24 protein-coding genes are annotated in these 24,923 nt (G+C 60.5%); all 24 read right to left on the reverse strand.

Translation table 11 applies throughout. From position 1 onward, the window contains the following. Nucleotide 1: 1 nt before the first annotated feature. Nucleotides 2-928, reverse strand: a complete 927-nt coding sequence (locus OKC44_RS02080) for an OmpA family protein (RefSeq protein WP_017409958.1) — start codon at nucleotides 926-928, stop codon at nucleotides 2-4. 2 nt (nucleotides 929-930) lie between these two features. Beyond that, a complete protein-coding gene (locus tag OKC44_RS02085; RefSeq protein WP_024943899.1) occupies nucleotides 931-1,668 on the reverse strand; it encodes a flagellar motor protein in 738 nt (245 codons plus the stop codon). A gap of 2 nt (nucleotides 1,669-1,670) precedes the next feature. Beyond that, nucleotides 1,671-2,786 carry a protein-glutamate methylesterase/protein-glutamine glutaminase gene (locus OKC44_RS02090; RefSeq protein WP_270810745.1) on the reverse strand — a complete coding sequence of 372 codons (1,116 nt, stop codon included), beginning with the start codon at nucleotides 2,784-2,786 and terminating at the stop codon, nucleotides 1,671-1,673. A 32-nt stretch (nucleotides 2,787-2,818) separates the two neighbouring features. Further along, a complete protein-coding gene (locus tag OKC44_RS02095; RefSeq protein ID WP_270810747.1) occupies nucleotides 2,819-5,011 on the reverse strand; it encodes a chemotaxis protein CheA in 2,193 nt (730 codons plus the stop codon). A gap of 11 nt (nucleotides 5,012-5,022) precedes the next feature. Beyond that, on the reverse strand, nucleotides 5,023-5,763 hold the full coding sequence (locus OKC44_RS02100; RefSeq protein ID WP_270810750.1) for a protein phosphatase CheZ: 741 nt from the start codon (nucleotides 5,761-5,763) through the stop codon (nucleotides 5,023-5,025). Nucleotides 5,764-5,775: 12 nt separating this feature from the next. Further along, complete coding sequence (gene cheY / locus OKC44_RS02105) at nucleotides 5,776-6,147, reverse strand: chemotaxis response regulator CheY (protein ID WP_005298814.1); 372 nt, start codon at nucleotides 6,145-6,147, stop codon at nucleotides 5,776-5,778. A 123-nt stretch (nucleotides 6,148-6,270) separates the two neighbouring features. Continuing rightward, nucleotides 6,271-6,990 carry an RNA polymerase sigma factor FliA gene (locus OKC44_RS02110; protein ID WP_017409955.1) on the reverse strand — a complete coding sequence of 240 codons (720 nt, stop codon included), beginning with the start codon at nucleotides 6,988-6,990 and terminating at the stop codon, nucleotides 6,271-6,273. After that, complete coding sequence (locus OKC44_RS02115) at nucleotides 6,983-7,858, reverse strand: MinD/ParA family protein (RefSeq protein WP_010634619.1); 876 nt, start codon at nucleotides 7,856-7,858, stop codon at nucleotides 6,983-6,985. Before OKC44_RS02115 ends, OKC44_RS02110 begins: the two co-directional genes overlap by 8 nt. Nucleotide 7,859: 1 nt before the next feature. After that, nucleotides 7,860-9,281: a flagellar biosynthesis protein FlhF gene (flhF, locus tag OKC44_RS02120; RefSeq protein ID WP_241870974.1), complete on the reverse strand. Its 1,422-nt coding sequence runs from the start codon at nucleotides 9,279-9,281 to the stop codon at nucleotides 7,860-7,862. 16 nt (nucleotides 9,282-9,297) lie between these two features. After that, complete coding sequence (gene flhA, locus OKC44_RS02125) at nucleotides 9,298-11,400, reverse strand: flagellar biosynthesis protein FlhA (RefSeq protein WP_011705285.1); 2,103 nt, start codon at nucleotides 11,398-11,400, stop codon at nucleotides 9,298-9,300. A 107-nt stretch (nucleotides 11,401-11,507) separates the two neighbouring features. Continuing rightward, nucleotides 11,508-12,638: a flagellar biosynthesis protein FlhB gene (gene flhB, locus OKC44_RS02130; protein ID WP_270810756.1), complete on the reverse strand. Its 1,131-nt coding sequence runs from the start codon at nucleotides 12,636-12,638 to the stop codon at nucleotides 11,508-11,510. A gap of 134 nt (nucleotides 12,639-12,772) precedes the next feature. After that, nucleotides 12,773-13,564: a flagellar biosynthetic protein FliR gene (gene fliR, locus OKC44_RS02135; protein ID WP_011705283.1), complete on the reverse strand. Its 792-nt coding sequence runs from the start codon at nucleotides 13,562-13,564 to the stop codon at nucleotides 12,773-12,775. Between the two features lie 67 nt (nucleotides 13,565-13,631). Continuing rightward, on the reverse strand, nucleotides 13,632-13,901 hold the full coding sequence (gene fliQ, locus OKC44_RS02140; RefSeq protein WP_011705282.1) for a flagellar biosynthesis protein FliQ: 270 nt from the start codon (nucleotides 13,899-13,901) through the stop codon (nucleotides 13,632-13,634). Nucleotides 13,902-13,928: 27 nt separating this feature from the next. Next, the gene (gene fliP / locus OKC44_RS02145) at nucleotides 13,929-14,708 is read right to left on the reverse strand and encodes a flagellar type III secretion system pore protein FliP (protein WP_016350054.1); all 780 of its coding nucleotides are present in this window, start codon (nucleotides 14,706-14,708) and stop codon (nucleotides 13,929-13,931) included. Continuing rightward, the gene (gene fliO, locus OKC44_RS02150) at nucleotides 14,695-15,078 is read right to left on the reverse strand and encodes a flagellar biosynthetic protein FliO (RefSeq protein ID WP_017778741.1); all 384 of its coding nucleotides are present in this window, start codon (nucleotides 15,076-15,078) and stop codon (nucleotides 14,695-14,697) included. Before fliO ends, fliP begins: the two co-directional genes overlap by 14 nt. 112 nt (nucleotides 15,079-15,190) lie before the next feature. After that, nucleotides 15,191-15,583, reverse strand: a complete 393-nt coding sequence (fliN, locus tag OKC44_RS02155; protein WP_011705280.1) for a flagellar motor switch protein FliN — start codon at nucleotides 15,581-15,583, stop codon at nucleotides 15,191-15,193. A gap of 51 nt (nucleotides 15,584-15,634) precedes the next feature. Further along, nucleotides 15,635-16,705 carry a flagellar motor switch protein FliM gene (fliM, locus tag OKC44_RS02160; protein WP_011705279.1) on the reverse strand — a complete coding sequence of 357 codons (1,071 nt, stop codon included), beginning with the start codon at nucleotides 16,703-16,705 and terminating at the stop codon, nucleotides 15,635-15,637. 9 nt (nucleotides 16,706-16,714) lie between these two features. Further along, nucleotides 16,715-17,233 carry a flagellar basal body-associated protein FliL gene (fliL, locus tag OKC44_RS02165; RefSeq protein ID WP_011705278.1) on the reverse strand — a complete coding sequence of 173 codons (519 nt, stop codon included), beginning with the start codon at nucleotides 17,231-17,233 and terminating at the stop codon, nucleotides 16,715-16,717. Nucleotides 17,234-17,290: 57 nt separating this feature from the next. Then, complete coding sequence (locus OKC44_RS02170; protein WP_270810758.1) at nucleotides 17,291-19,318, reverse strand: flagellar hook-length control protein FliK; 2,028 nt, start codon at nucleotides 19,316-19,318, stop codon at nucleotides 17,291-17,293. 91 nt (nucleotides 19,319-19,409) lie between these two features. Continuing rightward, nucleotides 19,410-19,850 carry a flagellar export protein FliJ gene (fliJ, locus tag OKC44_RS02175; RefSeq protein ID WP_011705276.1) on the reverse strand — a complete coding sequence of 147 codons (441 nt, stop codon included), beginning with the start codon at nucleotides 19,848-19,850 and terminating at the stop codon, nucleotides 19,410-19,412. Between the two features lie 26 nt (nucleotides 19,851-19,876). Then, nucleotides 19,877-21,208, reverse strand: a complete 1,332-nt coding sequence (fliI, locus tag OKC44_RS02180) for a flagellar protein export ATPase FliI (RefSeq protein ID WP_011705275.1) — start codon at nucleotides 21,206-21,208, stop codon at nucleotides 19,877-19,879. 72 nt (nucleotides 21,209-21,280) lie between these two features. Further along, nucleotides 21,281-22,087 carry a flagellar assembly protein FliH gene (fliH, locus tag OKC44_RS02185; RefSeq protein WP_270810761.1) on the reverse strand — a complete coding sequence of 269 codons (807 nt, stop codon included), beginning with the start codon at nucleotides 22,085-22,087 and terminating at the stop codon, nucleotides 21,281-21,283. A 64-nt stretch (nucleotides 22,088-22,151) separates the two neighbouring features. Beyond that, on the reverse strand, nucleotides 22,152-23,213 hold the full coding sequence (gene fliG / locus OKC44_RS02190; protein ID WP_011705273.1) for a flagellar motor switch protein FliG: 1,062 nt from the start codon (nucleotides 23,211-23,213) through the stop codon (nucleotides 22,152-22,154). Continuing rightward, nucleotides 23,206-24,918: a flagellar basal-body MS-ring/collar protein FliF gene (gene fliF, locus OKC44_RS02195; RefSeq protein ID WP_016350050.1), complete on the reverse strand. Its 1,713-nt coding sequence runs from the start codon at nucleotides 24,916-24,918 to the stop codon at nucleotides 23,206-23,208. Before fliF ends, fliG begins: the two co-directional genes overlap by 8 nt. Between the last annotated feature and the right edge of the window lie 5 nt (nucleotides 24,919-24,923).

A 24,923-nucleotide genomic window follows, 5' to 3' on the forward strand; every position in this document is an offset into this window, starting at 1 on the left:
ATCAATCCTGCCTCGTTGTTATGCGTATGCCACCACCTGGCAGCGTGATCACCTTGACCTCTCCAGCCTCGACCGCCTGTTGCACTGCCGGCACTTGCGTCTCCGTTACAGCCTGTACCGGAGGAGTTGATACCGGAGCAGGTGGCACCCAGGCGAACTTGGAAATAGCGACCACCACCTTGCGATTCTGTAAACGCCCCTGCTCGGTACTGTTGTCCGTGAAGGGAGAAAACTCCCCGTAAGCTTCATAAGCCAACCGCTGCGGCGCTATCCCTTTGGCGATGAGCGCCGTGAGTACGGCTTCCGCCCTTGCCGCAGACAACGTCCAGTTGGAACGAAAAATTTCATTATTTATCTGCTGGTTATCGGTATAACCGCGCACTCTTACATAGTTATCGACCTGCTTTAGAATACTTGAAAGAGTATTTAGCACGGGATCGGCATTGGTACTCATGAAGGCGCTGCCGCTGCCGAACAACAAACCTGAGCTCAACTCGACCGTCAACCAGTTATCATTAAGCGTCAACTTGACTACCCCGGCATCGACCAGAGAACCCATGCTCTCCTGCAATTGCGTATCGATCTTCGCAAGAGTCATACCATCTTGCGCGATGGGAACACCTGAGATGGGAGCCAAAGAGGGTGAGCGGGCTGTGGCGCTCTCCAGAACCGAGGAGGCGGCAGATACCTCGTTGTTCAACAACGACTTTCCCTGCCCTTCCAGCAAACCGTCGCTGCGTGGCTGCATGACGTTGAATGCCTGGGTCATACCATCGATGACCGCGCGATACTTGTCCTTGTTGACCAGCGCCACCGAATAGAGCACCACGAACAGGGCGAAGATCAGCGTCATATAATCGGCGTAGGAAACCAGCCAGCGGTCGAGATGTTCCCGACCTTGCAGATGCAAACGGTAGCGCTTGCGCATGGCTATTCTCCCTTCAGATAAGCCTTCAACCGCCGTTCAACCTGAGGACCATTTTCGCCGTGGGCGATTGCCATCAAGCCTTCCAGCGTCATCTCCTGAAACAGGGCGTAATGATAGTGAAAAGCCCGCAACCGGTTGGCAATCGGCAGGTATAACAGGTTGGCAAAGCCAACCCCGTAAATAGTGGCGACAAACGCAACGGCGATACCGGCCCCCAGCGAGGCAGGTTCTTCCAGATGAAACATGGCCTGGATCAGTCCAATCACGGCACCGATGATACCTATGGTCGGACTGTAACCCCCCATGGCCTCAAAGACTCTGGCAGAGTGTTCGTTTCGCTCCTGCTCGATGTCGATATCCGCTTCGAGCAACATGCGAATATCATCTATCGACACCCCGTCCACTATCATGGTGAGCCCCTGCCGGGTAAATTCGTCGCTCTCCTGATCAGCCTGGTTCTCCAGCGCCAGCAACCCCTGCTGACGTGCAAACACGGCCCAGGCTTGCAGTCGTTCAGCTTGTGCGACCAGATCCCAGGCGGGAGGTAACAGCATCCAACGGGTCTGTCTTATCGCTTCCAGTAGAAACTTGCGTGGCGTCTGCAAAATGACAGCCCCCCAGGTTCCTCCTACAACGATGACGAAAGCAGGCCCATCAAGCAGGGTGAGCAGGTTGCCGCCATGCCATAACTGGGCAATGGCGATGGCTCCCAGTGCCAGGATCAGGCCGAACATGCCCATCGTTAGCGGCCCAGCTCAACCAGGATTCGTTGTGCAACCCGATCAAGCGGCAGTGATTCCGTGGCGATGCCGGCTTTGGCAACCGCTTGCGGCATGCCATATACCACGCAGGAGGCTTCATCCTGTGCCCAGATGGTAGAGCCCTGCTCCTTGAGCAGACGCGCACCATCCCGACCATCCGCCCCCATCCCGGTCAACACGATGGCGAGCACCTTGTCGGCATAGGTTTTGGCGGCAGAGGCAAAGGTGATGTCCACACAAGGCTTGTAATTCACCTTGTCATTGCCATCGACAATCCGGATACGGGCACCCGCACCACGCCCTTCCAGCAGCATCTGCTTGCCGCCCGGAGCCAGGTAGGCATGACCAGGTTTGAGCACATCGCCATCTTCCGCTTCCTTGACCCCGATCTGGCACAGACCGTTGAGGCGAGCGGCAAACGCAGCGGTAAAGGTTGCCGGCATATGCTGGATCAACAAGATGGGATGAGGGAAATCACCGGGTAATTTGGTCAACACGTTCTGCAGCGCAACCGGGCCACCCGTCGAGGTACCGATGGCCACCAGCTGATAACTCTTGCCACTGCGTTTGAAGGCTGCCGCAGGCATGGCTCGCGGCGGCTCGGTCTGACGCTCTGCTGGCCGGGCGATTGAGCTGCCCAGCGGGGAACGAGCGGCGGGCTCAGGTGCTTTGGGACGAGCAGGTGCCGCCATCAAGAAACGCTTGCGAGAAATCTCCTTGACTCGCTGCTGCAACAAGCGAACGGCCTCATCCTTGTCACGGGCGATATCTTCAAATTTCTTGGGCAGGAAATCGAGCGCCCCGGCATCCAGCGCATCCAGCGTCGCCTTGGCCCCTTCATGAGTCAAAGAGGAGAACATCAGGATCGGAGTCGGACACTTGGCCATGATCTCGCGTACGGCACTGATGCCATCCATCACGGGCATCTCGATGTCCATGGTGATCACATCCGGGCGCAGCTGGATCGCCTTGTCCACGGCTTCGCGTCCATTTTGAGCCGTATCGATCACCGTCAGCATGGGATCCTGAGTGATGATCTCGCTGACCCGACGACGGAAGAAGCTCGAATCGTCGACAACTAATACCTTGACTGCCATTGTTATTTTTCTAACTCCTTGGGCCTGGGCTATCAATGTCTACGGGCATACGCCTTGAGCAGACTCGGCACATCCAGAATGAGTGCAATACCACCATCGCTGGTGATGGTGGCTCCCGCCATGCCTGGGGTACCTTGCAACAGGCTGTCCAGCGGCTTGATCACCACTTCTTCCTGGCCAATCAGGTTATCCACGACAAAACCGATCTGCTGCGTGCCAATCTGCACGATGACCACATGACCCGTATCCTGCCGTGACTTCTTGTGCTTGCCCCTGACCAGCCAGTTGTACAGATAGAAGAGCGGGATGGCTTTTTCGCGCACTATGATGGTGAGCTGCCCATCCACCATGTTGGCCTTCTTGAGATCCAGATGGAAAATCTCGTTCACACAGCCCAGCGGCAGCGCGAAGGTCTGCTCACCCACCTCCACCATCAGGGTCGGCAGAATGGCCAAAGTCAGCGGCACCTTGATTTCAAGACGGGTGCCCTTGCCCCAGGTCGAATCGATATGCACCGAGCCATTGAGGCTGACGATACTGGTCTTCACCACGTCCATCCCGACACCACGGCCGGAGATATCCGAGATCTCGGACTTGGTAGAAAAACCGGGGGCGAAGATCAGGTTGTAGGCATCGTTGTCACTCATTCGCGCCGCCGTATCGGCATCCAGCACACCACGGCTGATGGCGATGGACTTGAGCTTCTCGGGGTCCATACCGGCACCATCATCTTCGATGCACAGCAAGATATGATCGCCCTGCTGGGAAGCGCTCAGGGTAATGGTACCCTGCCGTGGTTTGCCAGCTTTCTCGCGGACATCCGGCATTTCAACCCCATGGTCACAGGAGTTGCGCACCAGGTGAACCAGCGGGTCAGCCAGCGCTTCAACCAGGTTCTTGTCCAGATCCGTCTCTTCCCCGACCATCACCAGCTCGATTTCTTTCTTGAGGGTACGAGCCAGATCACGAACGACGCGCGGGAAGCGACCAAACACTTTCTTGATGGGCTGCATGCGGGTTTTCATCACCGCACCTTGCAGGTCTGCCGTCACCACATCCAGGTTGGCAACCGCTTTTGACATGTCTTCATCGTTGCTGGCAATACCAAGGCTGACCAGACGGTTACGCACCAATACCAGCTCACCCACCATGTTCATGATGACGTCCAGCGTCTTGGTATCCACCCGTACGGTGGTATCGCTTTGTACTGCGTTGTCTGCAGGAGCGGGGGCCGGTTGCTTGGCTGGCGCAGGGGCTGGTGCCGCTTTTGCCGGTGCCGCAGCCGGTTTGGCTGCGACCGGTGCCGGGGCTGGCTTGGCTGCCGGAGTTGGCGTGGCGGCCGCGGGTGCTACCGCTGCCTGTACAGGCGCGGCTGGCGGCGGCGTAATACTGGTTTGCGGCCCCTGGCCACGACCGTGCAGTTCATCCAGCAGACGCTCGAATTCATCGTCATCGATCAGTTCATCGACTTCTTTTTGTACTGATTTCAATGGATTGCTTTCAGGGGCACCACCATGTTGGCCCTGACCATGCAACTGATCAAGCAGGGCCTCGAACTCATCATCGGTAATATCTCCGGAGCTTGCCACCACCGGGCTGGTGGCAGCAGTCGGTGCGCCTCCCACCCCATGCAGTTCATCGAGCAGGCGTTCGAATTCATCGGCGGAGATCTCATCGATGGATCCCCCACCACTGACGACGGAAGAAGCGGGGACGGGATCGGCGACAGGTTCCGGGATGGCAGCGGCCACCTCGACTACCTCTTCAACGGCAGGAGCCATCTCTTCGGACGCTACATTGCCACCCGCAGAAGCGGTCAACAGCTGCTCTTCCCCTTCAGGCTTGCAGAGCTCATGCAGGTCGTGCAGGATTTCAGCGGAAGCCGGGCTTGGCGGTTCCCGATTCTGCACCTGGGCAAACATCACATTGATGGCATCCAGCGCCTGCAAAATGACATCCATCAACTCGGCGGTAACGGTCCGCTTGCCATTGCGCAAGATATCGAACACGTTTTCAGCACCGTGACAAACATCCACCAGCTCGGTCAGCGAGAGAAAGCCGGCACCGCCTTTGACGGTATGGAAGCCGCGAAATATGGCATTCAACAGATTCTTGTCATCGGGTCGCTTTTCCAAGTCGACCAGTTGTTCAGACAACTGTTCCAATATTTCGGATGCTTCGACCAAAAAGTCTTGCAGTATGTCTTCATCAACTTCGAAGGCCATGCGTCACTCCATTAAAATCCCAGGCTAGACAGCAGATCGTCCACATCATCCTGACCATTGACCACATCGGAACGAGTCTCAGGGTTCATGATGGGGCCTTCAGCTTCAATCCCGCCTACAGGAAGGCTGCGAGAAGAATGCTCAGCAGATGCCTCACCAAACATAGTCAGCATTTCTATTAATTTAGTTTCAACTTCCTGAACCAACTTGATGACCTTGCGGATCATCTGGCCGGTCAAATCCTGAAAATCTTGCGCCATCAGGATTTCTGTCAGCAGTTGCCGTAATTTATCGGCATCAGATTCAGAAGCCTTAATGAAATCATCCAGTTGGTGACATAAAGACTTGAACTGCCCAACACTCATATCTCTGCTCATCAGGGCATTCCAGTTGGGCAGAACAAGCTGAATATTGTCATTTAGTCGATCGGCAATCGGTAGACTGGCTTCCACTGCATCCATGGTGCGATTGGCAGCCTTGTCCGTCATGTCGATGACATAACTGAGCCGCTCCCGCGCATCGGGGATTTCATGGGTGGCCAGATCGGGGATCCGGGGATCTAGCCGAAAATCTTGTAGGGAATCATGCAGTTGTCGGGTCAACTGACCCACTTTGTCAAACAGGGCCGCCGCATTGGGAGCACACGCATCGGCGATGAGAGTATCGGCCTGTTCAAATTCACCTTGCTCAAGATGGGCAACAAGCATCCTTGCCTGATCGAGCGAAATCATTGCACTCGTTTTGGCCTTCATCCCTGCTGCTCCTTAGCCGATTCGTTCAAAGATTTTGTCGAGTTTCTCTTTGAGCGTTGCAGCAGTGAAAGGCTTGACGATATAGCCATTGACGCCGGCCTGGGCAGCTTCAATGATCTGCTCGCGTTTCGCTTCGGCTGTCACCATCAGCACCGGCAGGTGTTTGAGTTTGTCATCGACGCGAATAGCCTTGAGCAGGTCGATGCCTTGCATGCCCGGCATGTTCCAGTCGGTCACGACAAATTGAAAATCACCGTTTTTCAACATTGGCAAGGCCGTGTTGCCATCGTCTGCTTCGTGGGTGTTGTTGAATCCCAAGTCACGCAGCAAGTTCTTGATAATCCGGCGCATCGTTGAAAAATCGTCAACAATGAGGATTTTCATGTTCTTGTCCAAAATTCCCTCCTAAATAGCCGCCAGAGCGGCTCACTTACATGATGCAGATCGCAGGTTTTGTTTTGCGGATTATGCCTTAGAGTTTTGTTTCAGTGTAGCCAGTACAAACACTTATACATGCCAATCTCTTAAACGCGCGCGTAATCTGTGCATCGCCTGACTGTGTATCTGGCTCACGCGAGACTCGCTGACGTTCAATACCTCGCCTATTTCACGCAAGTTCAGTTCTTCATCGTAGTAAAGGGAGAGCACCAGCGCTTCCCGCTCCGGCAGGCGGCCGATGTGTTCGGCCAGCGCCCCTTGAAAACGCTCGGCGGCCAGTTCATCAAACCCGTTGCTGCCCGGCTCGTCATCGGGGTGGCCAATGACATCCTCGCTGACGCCAAGATCTTCGATGCCGATGATCTTGCCGCAGGAGACATCCTGCAGCATGGCGTGATACTCACCAAGGCTGACCCCCATCTGGGCGGCTACCTCGCTATCGCGAGCATCACGGCCATGGGCTTGTTCAACATTTTCGATGGCTTCGGCGATGGTGCGGCTGTTGCGGTGTACCGAACGCGGCACCCAGTCACCCCGCCGGATCTCGTCGAGCATGGAACCGCGGATTCGGATCCCGGCGTAGGTTTCAAAGCTCGCCCCCTTGCTGCCGTCAAAATTGCGGGAGGCTTCGAGCAATCCAATCATACCTGCCTGGATCAGGTCATCCAGCAAGACACTGCTTGGCAGGCGAGCCAACAAATGCTGGGCGATCCGTTTCACCAGCGGAGCATGACGCTCGACCAGCACATAGGAATCCTGATGACGCAAGTACGCTTGGGCTTTATTCACGGGAACCTTCCTGTGCTATGACCGGCTTTTGCAGCAAATTTTCCAGGAAAAATTCGAGATGACCGCCGGGTTGGTTAGGAATGGGCCAGCTTGCCGCCTTGTTGGCCAGCGCTCTGAACGCCAGCGCGGCCGGGGACTTGGGGAAGGCTTCGACAATCAGCTTCTGCTTGCGCACGGCGGCTCGCAGATTGGTGTCGTAGGGGACGCAGGCAACCAGCTCCAGCGAGGTATCCAGGAAACGGTCGGTGACCCGGGTCAGCTTGGCGTAGAGTTCCTGCCCTTCGCGCAAGGAACGAACCATGTTGGCCACCACCTTGAAGCGGAAGACGCCGTGCTCCTTGGAGAGGATCTTGATGAGGGCGTAGGCATCCGTGATGGAGGTCGGTTCATCGCACACCACCACCATGATGTCCTGGGCCGCACGGGTGAAGCTCAGCACCATGTCGGAGATGCCGGCCGCCGTATCCACCAGCAGGATGTCAACCTGGGTCTTCATCTCGCTGAAAGCGCGGATAAGCTCGGCGTGTTGCACCGGCGAGAGCTCGACCATGGACTGGGTACCCGAGGTGGCCGGCACTATCATCATGCCGTAAGGCCCCTCGACGATGATGTCGTCGATGGTGCATTCGCCGGCCAGCACGTGGGACAGGTTACGATGCACCCGCAGTCCCAGCATGACGTCCACGTTGGCCAGGCCAAGGTCGGCGTCCAGTACCATCACCCGTTTGCCCTGGGCGGCCATGGCTCCCGCCACGTTCAGGGTCACGTTGGTCTTGCCGACGCCACCCTTGCCACCAGACACGGCGATCACTTTTACTCGATTGTTTTGACGCATTTTGCGCAGACCACTCGCCTGATCCATATACATGTTACTCATAAAACTCCGAATCTTCGGCCTCGCCAAAGCCTGTGCCCCAGAAATAGGGTTCTTCTGTTTCCCGCTCCAGCGAGCCCATGGCAGCTCCGACGAGCTGTGCCGCATTGGCGACCTGAATATCTTCCGGAACCCTTTGTCCATCAGTGATATAGCTGATGGGCAATGCATTCTGGATACACACGTTAATCACTTCGCCCAGATTCAGACTCTCATCCAATTTGGTAAGTATGCAGCCGCTCAATGGAATACGCCGGAAATGGTCCACCGCTTCCTGCATCACCCGACGCTGGGAAGTGGCTGACATCACCAGGTAGCTGCGGATGCGTACCTTGGCATTCTTGACCAGGGTATCGAGCTGCTCGGTCAGCCGGATATCCCGCTGCCCTACCCCGGCGGTATCGATGAGCACCAGCCGACGGTGACGGAACTGATAGAGCGCATTGGCCAGCTCCTCGGCATCCCGCACCTGCCGCACCGGGCAGCCCATGATGCGACCATAGGTCTGCAGCTGTTCATGGGCACCGATCCGATAGTTGTCGGTAGTGATGAGCGCCACCTGCTCGGCGCCATACTTCATGGCAAACCGCGCCGCCAGCTTGGCGATGGTGGTGGTCTTGCCCACCCCGGTCGGCCCGAGCAGGGCAACCGCCCCACCCTGCCGCAGAATTTCGTCTTCACTGATCTTGAGCTGGGCCGTCAACACCTCGGCCAACTGGGCCATAGCTTGATGAATGGACATATCCTCGGGGATAAGGCCGGCCAACTGATCGGCAAAGGCATCGTCAAACCCTATCTTCTTGAGCTCCTTGATGAGCAGGGCACGCATCGGCTCGCGACGCTCCACCTCCTGCCACATCAGACCGGAGATCTGGTGCTCCAGCAGCTTGCGGATGCTGGCCATCTCCTTGCGCATCCCCTCCATCTCCTGATCCCGCTGGGGGGATTGGGGAGCACGGCCGGGCGCGGCGGCTCTCGCCTTCGGTTTGGCGGGCTCGGGAGCTGCTCCCCATTGTCCCTGTTCGGCCAGAGTGCGGGGCGCCCCGCTGGCAGCGGCCGATTGGGCGCCGCTCTGGCCCGCCTGACCGTTCTGGGCCGGGTTCAGCTTCTGCTGGCGGGCCAGCAGGGCGGCCAGGGTGTCGGCATAATGTTCGTTCTGCTCCTGGGCCGGACTCGGTGCAGGGCGGGTCATCTGCCGTCCGGCAGACGAGATATTGACGCTCTCATCGTTCAACTGACGGCGAACCGGCGCATCTTTGGGTCCCGGAACCTGGGATTGATAATCGACAGCGGCGACTATCTCCACCCCACCGGTGACCTTCTTGTTGGACATGATGACGGCATCAGGCCCGAGAGTCTCCTTGACCTCGGCCAGAGCCGTTCGCATGTCCTTGGCAAAAAACCGCTTAATCTTCACCCGTCATCTCCGCTAACTAGTTCTGCCCTACCGCACTGACGATGCGGATTTGCTTGTCATCAGGCACTTCCTGATAAGACAGAACGCGCAATCCAGGAATGGCATTCTTGACAAATTTCGCCAGGGTATTGCGCAGTATCCCTGATGTCAGAAGCACGGCCGGTTGGCCTTCCAGTTCTTGTCGTTGAGTGGCTTCCACCAGCGAGCGTTGCATCCGCTCCGCCAGACCCGGCTCGATGCCGGCGCCATCACCCCCCCCTGCCTGCAGGGATTGATGCAATATACGTTCCAATTCCGGTGCCAAGGTGATCACCGGCAGTTCGGGATCCGGGCCGGCAATCTCCTGCACGATCAGCCGGCGCAAGGCGATACGGCAGGCCGCCGTCAGTACTTCCGGATCCTGGCTGCGCGGGGCATATTCCACCAGGGTCTGCAGGATAGTGCGCATATCGCGGATTGGCACGCCTTCATTAAGCAAATTCTGCAATACCTTCACCAGGTTACCCATGGTGATGACCTCAGGAACCAACCCTTCCACCAGCTTGTTCTGGTGCTTCCCAATCATGTCGAGCAACTGTTGTACTTCATCATGGCCCAGCAACAGGGCGGCATGATTGGAGAGGATCTGGCTGAGGTGAGTGGCGACCACGGTCGCGGTATCCACCACTGTGTAGCCAAGGGTCTGCGCCTGGGAGACCTGCTCCTTGGCAACCCACACCGCCTCCAGTCCGAAAGCGGGATCCCGCGTCGCAACCCCCTGGATCTGGCCAAACACCTGGCCAGGATTGATGGCCATTTCCTTATCATGGTAAACATTGGCCTCGCCGGTACTGACTCCCATCAAGGTGATGCGATATTGGTTCGGGGCGAGATCTAGGTTGTCGCGGATATGCACCGCAGGCACCAGAAAACCCAGCTCCTGGGAGAGCTTCTTGCGCACCCCCTTGATCCGGTTGAGCAGCTCGCCGCCCTGGTTGCGATCCACCAGCGGGATGAGTTGATAACCCACCTCCAGCCCGATGATGTCCACCGGCATCACGTCGTCCCAGCTCAGGTCTTTCTGCTCGTGGGTCTGCTCCGTGCTCGCCGGCATCAGCTCGCCCTTGGCCGCCTTGGCCGCCAGCTGTTTCTCGCGGCGCAGCAGCCACCAGGCACCGGCAGCGGCGATGGCCCCCAGACTGAGGAACGCCAGATGGGGCATGCCGGGTACGCTGCCCATCATCAGCAGGATACCGGCCGAAATGATCAGGGCTTTGGGATTGTCGAACAACTGGCCCAGCACCGCGGTGCCCATGTCCTGATCCGTGTTCTGGCGGGTCACTATGATGGCGGCGGCGATGGAGAGCAGCAGCGACGGGATCTGGGCCACCAGACCGTCACCGATGGCGAGCAGGGTATAGATCTGGGCCGCTTCGCTGAAGGTGAGCTGGTGCTGCACCATGCCGATGATGAAGCCGCCCAGGATGTTGATGAACAGGATCATGATCCCCGCCACCGCATCCCCTTTCACGAATTTCGAGGCACCGTCCATGGAGCCGTAGAAGTCGGCTTCCTGGGTCACGTCCTGGCGGCGCTTCTTGGCCTCTTCCTGATTGATGAGGCCGGCGTTCAAGTCCGCATCGATGGCCATCTGTTTGCCGGGCATGGCATCCAAAGTGAAGCGGGCGCTAACTTCTGAGATCCGGCCCGCACCCTTGGTGACCACCACGAAGTTGATGATCATCAGGATCATGAAAACGATGATGCCGACCGTGTAGTTGCCGCCGATCACCACGTTGCCGAAGGCTTCGATCACGTGGCCGGCCGCCGCACTGCCGTTGTGCCCTTCCAGCAACACCACCCGGGTAGAGGCGACGTTGAGCGCCAGCCGCAGCAGGGTCGCTATCAGCAGCACGGTCGGGAAGGCGGCAAATTCGAGCGGACGGCGGGTGTAGACGGCCACCAGCAGCACCACGATGGAGAGCGCGATGTTGAAAGAAAACAGGATATCCAGCATCAGCGGCGGAATGGGCAGCACCACCATGCCAAGAGAGGCCAGCACCAGCAGCGGCGTCCCCAGGCCCTTGGTCAACAGCCACTTGTACTCTTTGATTCGGCCCAATGATGCCTGGAGTTTCATCGTTTTTCTCAATCTCAAACCGCTGATGCCAGATTAAAGCAAACATCAAGCCAACAATACAACACATTGAAATACAATGATTTTATTTTGACTGTGTCAGAAGTTTGTCATTTGCGGAATTCGGTTGGAATGGGCAGATCTTTGGCCAGCGGATTGGGGCGGCGACCACGGCCACGACGGAACTTCTTGAGCTGATAGACATAGGCCAGCACCTGGGCCACGGCGGCAAACAGCCCTTCCGGGATCTCGTGACCAATCTCGGTAGCGTGGTAGATGGCGCGGGTCAACGCCGGGGACGGCATCACCGGGATCTCGTACTCCCTGGCTATCTCTCTGATCTTCATCGCGATTTCATCGGTACCCTTGGCCACTACCTTGGGTGCGCTGCCCGGCTTGGCGGTATCGTACTTGAGCGCCACCGAGTAGTGCGTCGGGTTGGTGATCACCACGTCTGCCTTGGGCACATCCCCCATCATGCGGCGCATCGCCATCTCCATCTGCAAGCGGCGGATCCGCCCCTTCACCTCGGGTTTGCCTTCGCTGTCCTTGAACTCGTCCTTGACCTCCTGCTTGGTCATCTTGAGCTGGCGCATGTGGTTCCACTGCTGGAACGGCACGTCGATGGCCACGATGGGAATGAGGGCGCAGCAGAGGATGATCAGCATCCACAGCAGCAGATCCAGCGCGTCTATGATACCGCCCGGGTAGCCCTCGAGGGAGAGATTGAGCAGATGGTTGAACTGGCTGGAGAGCATCCACCAGGCGAACAGGGAGATGAACACTACCTTGGCGATGGACTTGACCAGCTCGACCAGGGATTGCACCCCGAACATCCGCTTGATGCCGTTGAGCGGGCTCAGCTTGCTCCACTTGGGCAGCATGGCCTCGGAGGAGAAGTTCATCCCCCCCATCAGGATATTGCCGACGAAGGCGGCGATGGCCACCAGCATGAACAGCAGACCGAGGGGCTGCAGCAGCTCCCGCAGCAGGGCCGGCAGCATGGTCATCATAGCATTGGGATCGAACGCCTGCTCCCGATCCAAGGTAAAGCCCATGGTGAGCACCTTGACCATGGCACCGGCCAGGCTCTCCTTGACCATCAGCAGGCCAAACACGGCCGCCAGCAGGACGCTGGCGGTACCCAGCTCCTTGGATCGTGCAATCTGCCCTTTATCACGGGCTTGTTGCAGTCGTTTGCCCGTGGGTTGTTCGGTACGTTCCTGATCGGTATCAGCCATGCTGACCCCCGCACAGGTCGAGGCAATCAGGCATCCAACCCGCCTGAGCGCCGTTGTTCAGCAGCACGAAGCCAACAGAGCAAACCCAGGTGGTCCACCCCGCGCAATGGAGCCCCCAACCTGCCGCCGGCATCTTACTGCCCCCCCAGGCACTGGGTGCCGATGAGGGTGCAGCTGGTCTCCTGCACCCGCTCCCACATGCTGTCGAAATGGCCGAGGAAGCCACCGATGGTGAGCCAGAGGATCAGCAGGCCCGACATCATGCTGACCGCAAAGCCGATGCTGAAGATGTTGAGCTGGGGTGCGGCACGGGTCATGACGCCGAAGGCAAAGTTGATCAGCAGCAGGGCGACGATGGCGGAGAGCGCCATCACCAGCGAGGCCTGATACATGACCCCGAGAAAACCGATCAGATCGCGAATGGAGGGCAGGCTGAGGCCGCTGTCCGACACCGGCAGGGTATCAAAGCTCAGCACCACCATGCGCAGCATGATGAGATGACCATCCACCGCCAGAAACACCAGGGTCGCCAGCATCAGGTAGAACTGACCCACCACCGGCGCCGACTGGCCGTTCATGGGGTCCACCAGAGTGGCGAAACCCAGACTGGTCTGCATGGCGATGATCTGGCCGGCCATCACGAAGCTCTCCATCAGGAACTGGGTCATGAGACCGAGCGCGACCCCGATGAGCAACTGCTGGCCCAGCACCAGAAAACTGCCGACCGAAAACAGCTCGATCTTGGGCATGGGGGGAAGCAAAGGGGCAATCATCAGGGTCAGCGCCAGCGCCAGGCTGATGCGCACGCGAGCCGGTGTCAGCCGGCTGCCAAACACCGCCATCACCATCAGCAGCCCGCTCACCCGCGCCAACGGCCAGACGATGGAAGACAACCACTCCATGATGAGAGCGGTTGTGTAGGTCATCCCGGCACCTTGCAGGCCATCGAGGCCGGCAACGGGCGCAGAAGGGCGCTCTGCTCGAGCTGACCCCTCATCCCACCACCTCCGGAATTTGGCTCACCATCAGCAGGAAGAAGTCCATCAGACTCTGCAAGCCCCAGTGCGCCCCCGCCCCCAGTGCAAACAGGGTGACGATGAGGCGGGGTAGAAAGCTCAAGGTCTGTTCGTTGATGGAGGTGGCCGCCTGGAAGATGGCCACCAGCAAGCCGACGCAGAGGCTCGGCAGGATCACGGCACACACCATGATGGTGACCAGCCAGAGCGCCTCGCGAAACACGTCGATAAAGGTTTCAGGACTCATGCCGTTCGCTCCTTGCGTTGCTCGCCCTTAACCACCGGCGCCCAGCCCGAAGCTGTTGGCCAGGGATCCCAGGATCAGGTTCCAGCCATCCACCATGACGAACAACATCAGCTTGAATGGCAGGGAGACCAGCATCGGCGACAGCATCATCATCCCCATCGCCATCAGGATACTGGCCACCACCAGGTCTATCACCAGGAACGGCAGAAACAGCATGAAGCCTATCTGGAACGCGGTCTTGAGCTCGCTGGTGACAAACGCCGGGATCAGCACCCGCAGCGGCACGTCGGCGGGCTTGTCCACCTGCACGTTCGCTATCTCCATGAAGGTGTTGAGATCCTTGATCCGGGTCTGGGCCAGCATGAACTGGTGGATGGGCAGCTCGGCCTTCTCCAGCGCCTCCTTGGCCTGGATGGTCTCGGCCAGATAGGGTTGCAGCGCCTCGTTGTTGATGCGATCCAGCACCGGCGACATGATGAAGAACGACATGAACAGGGCGATGCCGATCAACACCTGGTTGGAGGGGCTCTGCTGCAGGCCGATGGCCTGGCGCAGAATGCCGAGCACTATGATGATGCGGGTAAACGAGGTCATCATGATGACCATGGCCGGCAGGAAGGAGAGCGCCGTCATCAGCGCCAGCACCTGCAGGGTCAGGCTGTATTCCTGACTGCCGTCCGCCATGGTCTTGATGGTGACGGCCGACATGCCGTCCTGGGCCAGCGCCAGCGGCGAGCAGAGGATCAGGAGGGATAACAGGCCGACCAGCAGCCCACCGTGCGGCCGTGAGCCGTTAGCTTTTTTCATGCTTGCCCATCAATTTGCCAAGCTGCTGGGAGAACGCCTGGGGCTGGCTCTCGTCCAGCGGCTCTTCCAGGCGATAGAGAAAGTTGACCTGCTGCGGCGTCACCCCGAGCAACAGCTGCTGCTCACCCACCTTGACCACCAGCAGCTTCTCCTTGTAACCCACCGGCAGGCTGGCGATGACCCGCATCTGGCCGCCCCCCATGGCGGTGGCAATCTTGCTCTTCTTGAGCAGGAAACCGAGCACCAGGATGAGGCCGATCACCATCAGGCTGGAGAGCAGCCAGGAGGTGAGGCTGGGCGGATTGGCGCCCGCACCGGGTTCGGCCAGTGCGGGGAGGGACAACAGCAGTAACGGGAACGCGCGGATCATTTGAGTTTCTTGATCCTTTCAATCTGACTGATGACGTCGGCCAACACAGAAGGGATGCCGAACTTCTTGGTCAGCATCCGGGCCCCCTCAAACGGTGACACTATGAGTCTGGTCATTTGAGCTTCTTGATCCTTTCGATTTGGCTGATGACGTCAGTCAGCCGGATGCCGAACTTGTCGTTCACCACCACCACCTCGCCGTGGGCGATCAAGGTACCGTTGACCAGTACGTCGAGCGGCTCGCCCGCCACCCGATCCAGCTCCACCACCGATCCCTGGTTGAGCTGCAGCAGGTTGCGGATGCTGATCTGGCTGCGGCCCACTTCCATGGCGATGGTCACCGGAATATCCAGAATGGTATCCAGCTTGCGCCGCTCCTCGGCACTGATGGGGGCATCATCCTTGAGCTCTTCGAGGGGAGCGGGCTTGGCTTCGGCAGTCACCTGCTCTTCCAGCGCGGCTGCCCAGGCGTCCGCCATCAGATCCTCTTCATCAGTTCCGCTCATCTTGAATTCCTTATGCTGCTTTCTTGACGGCCTGCCAACGCAGATCGCCGTTTATCGTTGTTGATCTTCGATGCTGCGCTCGAGCTCTTCCAGCTCGGCCTCACCATCGATGCGTACACCGCCCCGGGTCACCAGATGCATCTCGGTCTTGACCCCTTCCGGGCGCTTGAGTTTGTCGGTGATCTTGAGCGCCACATTGTCCTTGGTCCGCCCCATCTTGGCATGGAAGGTGGGCAAGTCCTCCACGAACACCAGCAGGTTCTCCGGCATCTCCACCGGGATGATGTCGCCGGGTTGCAGCTCCATCAGCTCGCGCAGAGTGAGCTCGGTCTCCAGCAACTTGGCCCGCAGCTCCACCTTGACGTCCATGATCTCGTCGCGCAGCGCCTTGCTCCAGCGCACGTCGGTGTCGCCCTTGTCGCTCTGCACGCCGGCATCCAGCAGCTCGCGGATGGGCTCCAGCATGGAGTAAGGCATGGCCACGTGAAAGTCACCGCCACCACCATCCAGCTCGATGTGGAACGAGCTGACCACGATCACCTCGGTGGGGCTGACGATGTTGGCCATAGCCGGGTTCACCTCGGAGTCGAGGTACTCGAAGCCCACGTCCATCACCGGCGCCCAGGCGTCCTTGTAATCCTCGAACACCAGCTTGAGCAGCATCTGGATGATGCGCCGCTCGGTGGGAGTGAACTCACGCCCCTCGATCTTGGCATGGTAGCGACCGTCGCCACCGAAGAAGTTCTCCACCAGGATGAAGACCAGCCGTGCCTCCATGGTGATGAGCGCGGTCCCCTTGAGCGGGCGGAAGCGCACCATGTTCAGGCTGGTCGGCACGAACAGGGTGTGCACGTACTCGCCGAACTTGAGCATCTGCACGCCATTGATGGAAACCTCGGCGGTGCGGCGCATCATGTTGAACAGGCTGATCCGCATGTGACGGGCGAAACGCTCGTTCACCAGCTCCAGGGTCGGCATGCGACCACGGACGATGCGGTCCTGGGAGGAGAAGTCGAACTGGGCGACGCCGGGATCCCCCGCCGCGCCTATCTCTTCCTCTTCGACATCATCGACCCCGTGCAAGAGGGCATCAATTTCGTCCTGACTTAACAGATCGCTCACGCTTCACCCTTATTGCATGACAAAGCCGGTAAACAGCACTTGTTCGATAACGGGGGAAGAGACCAGGTCATTGAGCACCCGACGGCACTCTTCCAGTGAATCTTTGCGCAGCTTCTCCTTGCCCTCGAAGGTCATCAGCTGCTCGCTGGTGGCCGCACTGAAGACCCGCAACAGGGTGCCTTCGATGAGGGGGATATTCTGCTTGGCCAGCGTCTCGTCGGCGGTGCCGCGCACCATCAGCTGGATCTTGATCTGCACCAGCCGGTCGCGCTGACCACCGGAGACGTTGAACACGAAGGGGCGCGGCATGCCCACGTAGAGCGAAGGCTGGGGTGCCGCCTCCTTGGGCTTGGCATCTTTGCCCTCCCCTGCGGCCTCGGCCGCCGGTTTGTCGCCGCCGGACAGCATGAACCAGGCGCCGGCCCCACCGCCACCCAGCACAATCACGGCCAGGGCGATAATCATGATCAGCTTCTTTTTCTTGCCTGCCGCCGGGTCTTTCAGCGTCAGTTCGTTATCGTCTGCCATCCCTTGTCCACCCTAGTCTCAAACTTGTTCGATATCATAAACTTACTCGGGCTGGCATCAAGCATAGAAATCAATTCCACTGTCGTTTGTCGATTCCGTCGACAAACGCATGCCGGCGCCCGTGACCTCTGCCTCAGTTTGGCCTGTTTCGGCAAAAGATCCGCTGCCTTTTTGGCCTTGCTGGCCCTGACCGGCAAACGCCGACTGGCCCTGTGACTGCTGCTGCGGCTGTTGTTGCACCAGGGTCTGGCCCAGCTGGATGCCCTGCCCTGCCAGCATATCACGCAGCCTGGGCATGGCCTGCTCCAGCATTTCCCGGGTCTGGCCGTGCTGCACCACGAAATGGACGTTGGCCTGGCTGTCTGCCCCCATCTGGATCTGGATCTTCATCTTGCCAAGGCCGAGGGGATCGAGCTGGATCTCCGCCTGCTGCAGCTTGTCCGCCAGCATCAGATTGACCTTCTGATGCAACTGGGCCGGCGCCTCCGGATCGGCCAGCTTGAGATGGGGCAGGTTGGCGGGCTCGCGCCGCACGGCCGCTTCGGTGGCCGCCGGCCGGTTGTCATGACCCACCGCCTGGGGCTGGCTGTTCTGCTGGACCTGCTGGCTGCGGCTGCTCTCCGGGGTGGCGGTCGTCTCGCTGCTCTCCTGGGCGCTACCGCGAGCCAGCTCTGTCACCTTCTGCTTCACGTCGACTTTCACCTCGCTGCGGGCCCTGGGCGCGTCGCTGCGCTCAGTGGCTTCCATCTGCTTGAGCCCGGCTGACAGGCTGGCCAGGGACGCTTGCGGGCCCTGTGGCTCGCTGCTGGCGAGCACCTGTTGCGGTGCCACCAGCACGGGTTCGCTGGCGGGAGCGGTGGCCGGCGCCGGTGTGCCGCTGCTGGCGGCAGGAGCAGGCTGGCCCTCGGCCTTGGCAGCCACCGGCTTGGACTGTCCATCCCCCTCGGCGGTGGTCTGCGCCGGCGCCTTGTCAGCAGCGGCGCTGCTCGAGCCGCCATCGGTGCGGGTCATCCCCTCTTCAAACGCTCTGGCGGCGCCGGGCTGAGTGGCCACGGCCTGGTGGGTGGCCTGCAGCGGAGCGGTTTTTACCGGCTCTTCCTTGCCCGCCATGGGCGGCACCACAGGCTTGGCCCCCTTGTCGGCGCCCTCCAGCTGGATCTTGGTGTCATTCTCACCCTGTTCGCTTAACGCGGCGGCGGGCACCTTGCTGAGCAAGGCCGCCCGCTCGGCGGCGGAGAGCTCGCTTTTGCTCCCCTTGGTCTCTTTGCCATTGTTATCGGCCTGTTGGTCGGCATTGGCGCCGGCGCCGCTCTCCTTGCTACCGCCCTCTGGCCCGGCGCCCTGCTGCTGAGCCGCCAGGGCGGCGTCATCCGTCACCACGGCATCCGGCTGCGCGGCTTTCGCATCAACCGGTGTACTGGTTTCTCCCGTGAGCAAGCTGGCAGACTGGCGGGCCAACGCGGCGGCACTGGTCGTCGCCCCCTGTTTGTCGCTGCTGCCAGCAAGCGGCTGGGTGAGGGTGGCCGATGCCTCGGCCGACTCGGCGTCCGCGTCTTTGTGCGGCAACATCTTGCCGTCCGTCTCGACGACGGGGGCGGTGGCGACCAGATTGATGGCCGGCGGGGCGACCAGGGAGGTGTCCTGTTTGAGGGCATCCTGCAGACGCTGCAAGAAATCGTTGGGGGCGAGAGCGGGGTCGGGCTCACTTCCCTTCTGTGGTTTGTCGTCGGCGCTACCGGCCTCGTCGGCCTCATTCGCCAAAGATTTGGCAGCCTCGCCTTTGGTGGTCGGCACCGGCTTGTTGCCCTCCAATGCACCCGCGCTTCCCTGCTCGGCGCCGGGCCGCGCCGGAGCCTTGCTATCAGCGTTGGGGGCCTTGCCATCTGCGTTGGCAACCTTGCCATCGGCTTTGGCATTGACCTTGTCAGCCTGCTGCACCCGGTTCATCACCTCGGAAAAGCCGACCTTGCCGTCGCTCTGCAGGGCCCCTTCACCGCCATCCTGGCTCGCCGTCAGCACAGCGCTCTTGTCGGCAGCGGCAGCGGTCGGTGCGGCGGGAGAATTGGTTAACAGTGTCTGCATCATGGTGAAGATTCCTGGCGACATTCGGCTTCGGGTTTATCCTCAGCTCCCCGGGGGAAGTGAGGCGCACACGGGATGGCAAGAAGAAAGCAAGTTACAGGCCAGAATGGTGGAAACGGCGCAGCATGGCGTACTCGTCCAGCATCTTCTGCTCCTGGCGCTGGGCTTTCTGCTGCTCGCGTCCCGCCTGTTTGGCCAGCAGCAACTCCACCGCCTTGCGTCGCTGCTGGGCGGCCAGCCACTCCTCGCGGCGCAATTCCAGCGCCTGGCGTACCTGCAGCACTCCTTCGTACTGCTGGGTGGCCGCCTGCTCGAGCTTGTTGATGAAGGCGTGATACTGGCTGTTCTGCTGGGCACCTATGCCCTGCAGGCCGCGGTCGGTCCACTGCTGGTGGTAGATCTGGCGGTACTGGTTGAGCGCGTCCTGCTGCTCCATGAAGATCTTCAGATCCTGCTGGGCCTTGGCCAACGCCAGCGCCGCCTGCTGTTCGGCCTCCACCAGCCGCTCCGACAACATTACCAAGCCTTTACTCATGGGCACGCCTCCCTCTTATCTTCTCGTCAACGCATCAGCGGCATGGCCACCAGCTGCAGGGCCTGCAGGCCCGCATCGTAGTGAATGACCTCGCGCATGCCCTGTTGCAAGAACTGATCCAGATAGGGTTTCTGGATAATGGCGCGGTCGATGCGGGGGTCGGAGCCCTGGCTGTAGGCACCGATGGTGATGAGATCCCGGTTCTGCTGGTAGAGGGAGTAGAACTGCTTGAGGGTGCGCGCCAGCTCCATGTGTTCCGGCGAGGTCACCATGGGCATTACCCGGCTGATGGACTTTTCGATGTCGATGGCCGGGTAGTGGCCCGCATCGGCCAGCTCGCGCGACAGCACGATGTGGCCGTCGAGGATGGCCCGCGCCGCGTCGGCGATGGGATCCTGCAGATCGTCCCCTTCCGTCAGCACGGTGAAGAATGCCGTTATCGAGCCCTGGCCGTCGCTGCCGTTGCCGGCCCGCTCTACCAGTGCCGGCAATTTGGCGAACACCGAGGGCGGATAACCCTTGGTGGCCGGCGGTTCGCCCACTGCCAGGGCGATCTCGCGCTGGGCCTGGGCGTAACGGGTGAGCGAGTCCATCAGCAGCAGCACGTTGAGCCCCTGATCGCGGAAATACTCGGCGATGGCCAGCGCCGTCTCACACCCCTTGAGCCGCATCAGCGGCGAGGCATCGGCCGGCGCCGCCACTACCACGGAGCGGGCACGCCCCTCCTCCCCCAGGATCTCCTCGATGAACTCCTTCACCTCGCGGCCCCGTTCGCCGATGAGCCCGACCACCACCACGTCGGCCACCGAGCCGCGGGTCATCATGCCGAGCAGCACGGATTTGCCGACGCCGGAGCCGGCGAACAGCCCCATCCGCTGGCCCTGCCCCACCGTCAGCACAGCGTTGATGGCGCGCACCCCCACGTCCATTGGTTGATGGATGGGGCGGCGGGAGAGCGGGTTGATGCGATGCTGGGCAAACTGCACCGTCTGGGAAGAGAGGATGGGGCCGAGCCCGTCCAGCGGCTGGCCGATGCCGTCGATGACCCGCCCCAGCAGGTTCATACCGACCGGGATGCCATGCTCCTCGGTGATGGGCACTACCCGGGCACCGGGAATGACCCCCTTGAGCTGTTCGCTCGGCATCAGAAACAGCCGATCGCCGGAGAAGCCCACTACTTCGGCCTCCAGCGAGCCATCCTGGGTATCGATGCGACAGAGTGCCCCGATGGCGGCGCGGCAGCCGATGGCTTCGAGGGTCAGCCCCACCACCCGGGTCAGCTTGCCGGCCACCGGCGGTTTGGGGGCGATATCGCGCACCCGATACCCTTGCAACCGATTGAGTAACGAGCCGCTCATCCGGCCTCCTGAGATATGACGTTGAATGGGTAGAGAAAGCAGACGGGCCGCACCCTGGCGGCCCGCACGCCCTTAGCCGCGGGCATCCTGCGATGCATTGTCGCGCAGGAAGTTGCGCAGCAGCTGATCGATGCGCCCCGCGAGGGTCAGATCGATGCTGGAGAGTTCGGTGGCCAGCTGCAGATCGCCGGGTGAGAGGGTGGGATCGCTTTGCAGCCGCCAGTGGCGCTTGACGCACTCCTCGGCGCCGAACGCCTGCTCGACCCGGGCCAGATCGTCCGGGTGCAGCATCAGGGTGACCCCCAGTTCGGCAGCCGGCAACAGCGCCAGCCCCTGCTTGAGCGCTTCGAGCAACAGCCGGGGCGAGGTTTCGGCCTCGTGACGGATAAGGGCGCGGGCCAGCTGCAGCACCAGGGCGATAAGCTGCTGCTCTACCGCGCCGTCCAGCTCCTTGAGCGGGTTGGCGAGGCGATCGATCAGTCCCTGCCAGTGGCTCATCTGCTGATCCACCAGCTCGCGACCGAGGGCCAACCCCTCCTCCTTGCCCTGCTCCAGCCCGGCGGCATGGCCCTGCTGCAAGCCTTCCAGCTTGCCCTCCTCAAGCCCCTTGGCGTAACCGGCTTCACGCCCCTCGGCCATGCCCTCTTCCCAGGCGGCCTGGCGAATTGCTTCGAGCTCCTCGGCAGTGATGCTGGGGGCCGGCTCCTCCACCGGTTCTTCGACCGGGACCTCTTCTTCCTGCCGATACCAGTCCGGCGTCAGCCCGAGGGCATTGGTCTCGACTTCGGCCTCGACCTCCATCTCGGGCCAGCCCCAGGTCTGGACCTGGCTCTCATCCCCGTCGGGTCTGACATAACCGCGCAGCTTGTTGTTGTTCATCTGCCTGCCGCACTCCTTGCCATAATGCTGCCCGGTCTGCTATTCACGCCGACGTGACCGCTCATCAGAGGAACTCCTCGCCGCCACCGGCACCCAGCATGATCTCGCCGGCATCCGCCAGACGGCGGGCGATGGAGAGGATCTCCTTCTGGGCGGCTTCCACTTCGGAGACCCGGATCGGCCCCATGGCCTCCAGATCGTCCGCCAGCATCTCGGCGGCCCGCTTGGACATGTTCTTGAATACCTTCTCACGCATCTGATCGTCGGAGCCCTTGAGCGCCCGTTGCAGCAGATCGCCCGGCACTTCCCGCAGCATGGTCTGGATGCCGCGATCGTCCACATCGATGAGGTTTTCGAACACGAACATCAAATCCTGGATCTGCTGGCTCATCTCTTCGTCCGACTCGCGGATGGAGTCCATCAGCTGGCCTTCGATGTTGGTGTCGAGGTAGTTCATGATGTTGGCTGCCGCCTTCAAGCCGCCCATCTTGGCTGCCTGGGCACCCGCCGCACCGGCGAACTGTTTCTCCATGATGTCGTTGAGCTCTTGCAGCGCCGCCGGTTGCACCTCTTCCAGGTTGGCGATACGCATCACCAGATCGAGGCGCACCTGTTCCGGGAACTGGCTCAGGATCTCGGCCGACTGTTCCGGCTCCAGATAGGAGAGGACGATGGTCTGGATCTGCGGGTGTTCGTTCTGGATGATGCTGGCCACCTGGCGGGCATCCATCCACTTGAGCGAGTCGAGGCCGCGGGCACCTGAACCCAGGATAATCTGGTCCACCAGGTTGCTCGCCTTGTCTTCGCCAAGGGCTGCCACCAGCGCCTTGCGTACGAAATCTTCGCTGCCGATACCGATGTTGGTGTACTTCTGGATGTCGTCGATGAATTGACGGTGTACCGCCGCCACCCGGTCGTGACTGAAATCCGACATGGAGGCCATCGACATGCCGAGCCGCTGCACCTGCTTGGGTTCGAGATGGCGGAAGATCTGAGCGGCATCCTCTTCGTTGAGGCTCAGCATCAATACCGCCGCCATCTCCATCCCGCTCATCTGATCCAGGATCTGGCGCTGACTGTCGGTGATGTCATTGCCGGTGACCTGTGTCTTGTTTTCGTCAGCCATCTTTGTTCGCTACCCATTCTTTAATGACCTGTGCGGCCAGATCTGGTTCGTTCGCCACCAGCGCACGTACCGCCTTGAGCAAGTCCTCGTCACGGTGCAGATCCGGCAGTTTCAGATGGCCGTCACGTACCCCGAACACCGGCTCGGATTCAGCCTGAGCCGCCAGCAGACTGAGCTCATCATCCCCACCCAAGACGGTGTGGTTGTCGAAGTCCAGTTCCCCTTCCGGCTTGGCATCCGGATAGAGCAGGCGCTTGAGCATGGGCCGCACCACGGTGACGATCAACACTATGATGACCAGCACGGAGGCGGCAATGCGCACCGCACGCCAGAACCAGGGCTGCTCGTAGAGCGGCGCTTCGGCCACGCTTTCGAGCTCGGGCCGGTTGAACGGGATGGCGACCACCTCCAGAGTATCACCACGGGTCACATCAAAGCCAAGGCCACCGCTCAGCAGACGGCGCAGGGTATCGAGTTCGGGCTGGGTACGGGGCTCGCGGGTCACCTTGCCATCGGCAGCGGTAGACGCCTTGTAATCCACCGCCACCGAGACGGTCATGCGGCGAATGCCACCCATCTGGCGCCGGATATGGCTGACGGTGGTATCCAGTTCGAAGTTGCGGGTCGCCTCCTTGCGGGAGCGGCCGGAAGAGGAGGCGGTCGTTTCGGCATTGGGGCCGGTCGCCTGCTGCGGAATGTTGGAGGCGGCAGGCGGCTGGTTGGAGAGGGCGCCGGGCACGCCACCGTTGCTGCCGTTGGCGCTGTTCTCTTCCATGGTCATTTCGGAGCGCACCGCCGGCAAGTCCGGGTTGTAGGTCTTGCGGGTCTGCTCCTGCTGGGAGAAGTCGAGGGAGAGATCAACCTCCGCCGTATAATTGTCGGCGCCGAGCACCGGGATCAGGATGGCGTCAATTTTTTGTTTGTATTCCAGCTCCTGTTTCTGCTGCATCGCAAACTCCTTGCGAGTCTGGGCAGAGACGGGATCCTGGGAGCCCGAATTGAGCAGGCGGCCGTTCTGGTCGGTCACGGTGACGCGAGTCGGCTCCAGACCGTGCACCGCGGAGGCGACCATGTCGACGATGGAGTCCACTTCCCCCTGACCGAGGGCATTGCCCTTGAGGCTCAGCACCACGGTGGCGCTCGGTTTGCGTTCGTTGCGGGCAAACACGTTGTCTTTCGGGATGGCCAGCAGTACCTGGGCCTTGGCCACGTTCTGGAACTGCTCGATGGCGCTGGCCAGCTGACGCTCGCGGCTCAGCTTGAGACGCTCGCTCTCCATGCGCTGGCTGACACCAAAGCTGGAGTCCTTGAGCAGGATGTCTTCCCCGTCACTGGTGGTGTCGGTGGCGTTGGCCAGGCCGGCACGGGTCAGCGCCAGCCGGATGCTGGAGTAGTTCTCGGCACTGACCAGCACGCTCTTGCCATCCACCTGATAGGGGATCTTCTGCTGATCGAGGTAGTCGAGGGTCTTGACCAGCTCCTGGGTGGTGTAGGTGCCAAGGGGCCGCATGTCCGGCTCCTTGCCCCACAGCAGGATGAAAACGGCGATCGCCAGACAGATGGCCAACCCCAGGATCAGGGTGATCTGACGCAGCACATCCGTGTTGGACAGAAAGCCGAGTGCTGAACTCTTCTGCTCATTCTCATCGAGGGCGGCACTGCCCTCATCGTTCATCAGCAGTTCGCCATTTTGGTCATTAGCCACGATTT

It is taken from the genome of Aeromonas sp. S41-2, assembly GCF_027705845.1.
GTDB lineage: Bacteria > Pseudomonadota > Gammaproteobacteria > Enterobacterales > Aeromonadaceae > Aeromonas > Aeromonas hydrophila.